At 34.1% G+C, this 3,658-nt stretch carries 5 protein-coding genes; 2 read left to right on the top strand and 3 right to left on the bottom strand.

Features of this window, described 5'->3' with window-relative positions:
* The 3 genes from mutL to PHC28_RS17000 all read right to left on the bottom strand — a co-directional run.
* Nucleotides 1-422: DNA mismatch repair endonuclease MutL (gene mutL / locus PHC28_RS17010; RefSeq protein ID WP_300103387.1), on the bottom strand; the 422-nt coding region annotated here is incomplete at its 3' end.
* 155 nt (nucleotides 423-577) lie between these two features.
* Complete coding sequence (gene ribH / locus PHC28_RS17005; RefSeq protein ID WP_300103386.1) at nucleotides 578-1,147, bottom strand: 6,7-dimethyl-8-ribityllumazine synthase; 570 nt, start codon at nucleotides 1,145-1,147, stop codon at nucleotides 578-580.
* 86 nt (nucleotides 1,148-1,233) lie between these two features.
* A complete protein-coding gene (locus PHC28_RS17000) occupies nucleotides 1,234-2,007 on the bottom strand; it encodes a tetratricopeptide repeat protein (protein WP_300103384.1) in 774 nt (257 codons plus the stop codon).
* Between the two features lie 144 nt (nucleotides 2,008-2,151).
* On the opposite strand from PHC28_RS17000, the gene PHC28_RS16995 reads away from it, so the two are divergent.
* Nucleotides 2,152-3,231 (top strand): DNA replication/repair protein RecF, encoded by a 1,080-nt coding sequence (locus tag PHC28_RS16995; RefSeq protein ID WP_300103382.1) that lies wholly within the window; start codon nucleotides 2,152-2,154, stop codon nucleotides 3,229-3,231.
* A gap of 33 nt (nucleotides 3,232-3,264) precedes the next feature.
* A partial coding sequence (locus PHC28_RS16990; protein WP_300103380.1) for a DUF3089 domain-containing protein occupies nucleotides 3,265-3,658 on the top strand: 394 nt, incomplete at its 3' end.

The following is a 3,658-nucleotide window of genomic DNA, read 5'->3' as shown; positions in this document are numbered from 1 at the left end:
GGTAAAACCGCCACATCTTGCGACACAAATTTGCTGCCTTCAATAACGATATGGGTTCCTAGTTCTTCTTGATCTTGTTTGGTTTTCATCTCCACGTGAGCAATCGCGGCAATCGATGCCAATGCTTCTCCACGAAAACCTTTAGTATGCAAAGAAAATAAATCTTCGGCTTGACGAATTTTCGAAGTGGCGTGACGCTCAAAACACAAACGAGCATCGGTAACATTCATTCCAAGCCCGTTATCAATCACTTGAACCAATGATTTTCCAGCATCTTTCAAAATTAATTTGATGTCGTTCGCTCCAGCATCTACGGCATTCTCAAGCAATTCCTTGACAACCGAAGCTGGTCGCTGTACGACTTCTCCAGCGGCAATTTGATTGGCAACGTGATCAGGAAGTAATTGAATAATGCTAGACATTTTTAGATTTCAGATGTTAGATTTCAGATTTGTAATCCCAAATCCGAAGAGAGCAAATTTAAGTAATTTCTATTGGGATTGCTACCTAAATTAATCATAAAAAAACCTATACTTTCAAAAGAACAGTATAGGTTTTAGATAAGTATATTTTGCTTCTATTCTTCCAATAATGGCAAACCTTCAATTTGCAAAGGTCCAGTCGATAATAATTGTTGATTTTTGAATTGGTGATCAAACGAGGCTTGATGTCTTAAATAAGCCATTTTAATAGCTGCAATAGCCGCTTCAGTTCCTTTGTTTCCGTGTTTTCCTCCACTTCTATCGATGGATTGTTGCATTGTATTGTCGGTCAAAACACAAAAAATAACAGGAACATCAGATTCTACGTTCAAGTCTTTAATTCCTTGTGAAACTGCTTCGCAAACAAAATCAAAATGTTTGGTTTCTCCTTGAATGACGCAACCTATGGCGATTACGGCATCGACATTCTGAGTTTGTAACATTTTTTTTGCACCGTAAATCAGCTCAAAGCTTCCTGGAACATTCCAGCGAATGATATGTTCTGAAGGTACTTCATTGTCTAAAAGTCCAGTAACGGCACCATAACAAAGTCCTTCCGTTATAGTATCATTCCATTCTGAAACAACAATCCCAAACCGAAAATTTTTCGCGTTTGGGATTGAGTTTTTATCGTATTCTGATAAGTTTTTATTTATAGTTGCCATTTTTAATTAGGAAAAAAATTAAGGAAATAATTCAGATTTGTAAAGTATAAATATACCTATTCTAAATGAAAAATCCTAAATTAATATTACTGAGCTAATCCTATTAAAACATCTACTGATGCAGCTTCTGGTGAAGCTTCAAAGTTATCTTTAATGTCTGTAAAATATTTTAGTGCATCTTCTTTATTTCCTAATGCCAACGCTGTTTTTCCTGCTTTCAACAAGAAACGTGGCGTAGTAAAATCATTTTTATTCGATTCTGCAGCTTTTACATAATTCTCTAACGCTTCTTTTTGTTGGTTATTTTGAGAATAAGCATCGCCAATTGCTCCTTTCGCCAAAGTGCTTAAAACAAGATCTTCTGATTTGAATTTACCTAAATAGTCAATCGCTTCTGCGTATTTTCCAGTATTCAAATAAGCAATTCCTGCATAATAATTAGCTAAATTTCCTGCATCAGTTCCGGAATATTCATCTGCAATTTTCACAAATCCCCATTTTCCTTCAGAACCATTCAATGATAATTTATATAATGAATCGCTTGCAACTCCATCAGTCGCTTTTTGAAAGTTTTGTTGAGCAACAAACATTTGGGTTGCAGCATCGTCTTCTTTTGGAGCAGCAACAAATTTTTGATAGGCTAAATATCCAACAGTCAATAATGCAATCGCACCAACAACTCCAATGATAATTTTTTGATTTCTAGCAACAAAATTTTCCGTTTTTGATGCTGTTTGGTCTAATGTTGAAAATACACCTGCAGTGGCACTATTTTTTTCAATAACTTGTATGTCTTCAGTAACTTCTTTTACTTCTTTTTCTTTTGCTGATTTATATCCTCTCTTATTATAAGTAGCCATTTAAATTTTAATTTAGTGAGTGGCAAAAATATAATATTTATTCAAATCTAAAACCTCTTTTATCGATATTTTTCAATAATTTGCACCCTCTTAAAGAAAATCACTTGAAATCAGGATGATTCTCAATACCAGCAAGCTTTACCAATGTATTTAAAAAACATTTCATTATTCAATTACAAGAACTTTTCTGAAGCAAGTTTCGAATTTGTGGGCAAAATAAATTGTTTTGTAGGCAAAAACGGAATTGGAAAGACCAATGTATTAGATGCAATCTACCATTTGTCTTATGGAAAAAGTTATTTTAACCCACAAGCAGTTCAAAATATAAAACACGGTGAAGAGTTTTTCGTGATTGACGGTGAATTCGAAATCAACGAAAGAAACGAGCAAATCGTTTGCAGCTTAAAAAAAGGGCAGAAAAAAATATTGAAACGCAACGGAAAAGTTTATGAAAAATTCTCGGAGCACGTTGGATTCATTCCCTTGGTTATCATCTCGCCTGCCGATAGAGATTTAATTATTGAAGGTAGTGAAACACGCAGAAAATTTATGGATAGCGTTATTTCGCAATTGGATTCCCAATATTTGAAACAACTCATTCAATATCAAAAAGTAATGAGTCAGCGCAATGCTTTATTGAAATATTTCGCTGTGAATTATGTTTTCGAAAATGACACGCTTTCTATTTATAATGAACAACTCAATGCTTTTGGGAAATATATTTTCGAAAAACGAAAAGAATTTATTGAGCAGTTTATTCCAATTTTCAACACGCATCATCAAGCCATAACTGGTTCGCAAGAAACGGTTCAACTGGTTTATGAAAGCCACTTATTCGAAAATGATTTGTTGACACTTTTACAAGAAAATATCAATAAAGACCGAGCTTTGAACTACACGAGTGTTGGGATTCACAAAGACGATTTATCGTTTGAAATTGATAATTATCCCATAAAGAAATTTGGTTCCCAAGGTCAACAAAAATCATTTTTGATTGCCTTAAAATTAGCTCAATTCGAATTCTTGAAAACCCAAAGTGGCTTAAAACCTCTTTTATTATTTGATGATATTTTCGATAAATTAGATGAAACTCGAGTGGCAAAAATAATCGAAATGGTCAACAGCGACACCTTTGGTCAACTATTCATATCTGATACACATCCAGAACGGACCGAAAATATTGTAAAATCGACTCATCAAACTTATAAAATATTCAATCTGTAATTTGTAAATTTACAAGAATTTAAACACCAAAAAATGAAACATCAAATCCTGTTATTGTTCTTTGTTGGCTTTCTTTTTACTGGTTGTAAGGCCCAAAACACCAAAAATTTCCCAACAACTTCCACAGAAAAAAGCAGCATTATTCCAAATTCATTGTCGGATACTGTCGATTATTCTTCAGCCAAAAACTGGGCAGTTTTACCCGGAAATTATCCTGATGGCTTGAAAGATTATCCAGTGCAAAATCCGCAAGATTCGATTGATGTATTTTATGTTTACCCAACATTAGTTGTTTCCGACAAAGACGAAAGATGGAACGTTCCGATAGATGACAGTATTCAAAGAGCAAAAGTTATCAATACTGCGGTTCATTTTCAGGCTTCGGCTTGGGCAAGTTCAGGAAATTTGTATGTTCCTTATTATAGAC

Source organism: Flavobacterium sp. (assembly GCF_028712645.1).
GTDB lineage: Bacteria > Bacteroidota > Bacteroidia > Flavobacteriales > Flavobacteriaceae > Flavobacterium.
The sequence above is the reverse complement of the archived record's forward strand: the minus strand, read 5'-3'. Positions and strand labels throughout refer to the sequence as shown.

Coding starts and splice junctions, on each gene's coding strand:
- ribH (WP_300103386.1), bottom strand. CDS start 1,147: ATGGCAACTATAAATAAAAACTTATCAGAATACGATAAAAACTCAATC.
- PHC28_RS17000 (WP_300103384.1), bottom strand. CDS start 2,007: ATGGCTACTTATAATAAGAGAGGATATAAATCAGCAAAAGAAAAAGAA.
- PHC28_RS16995 (WP_300103382.1), top strand. CDS start 2,152: ATGTATTTAAAAAACATTTCATTATTCAATTACAAGAACTTTTCTGAA.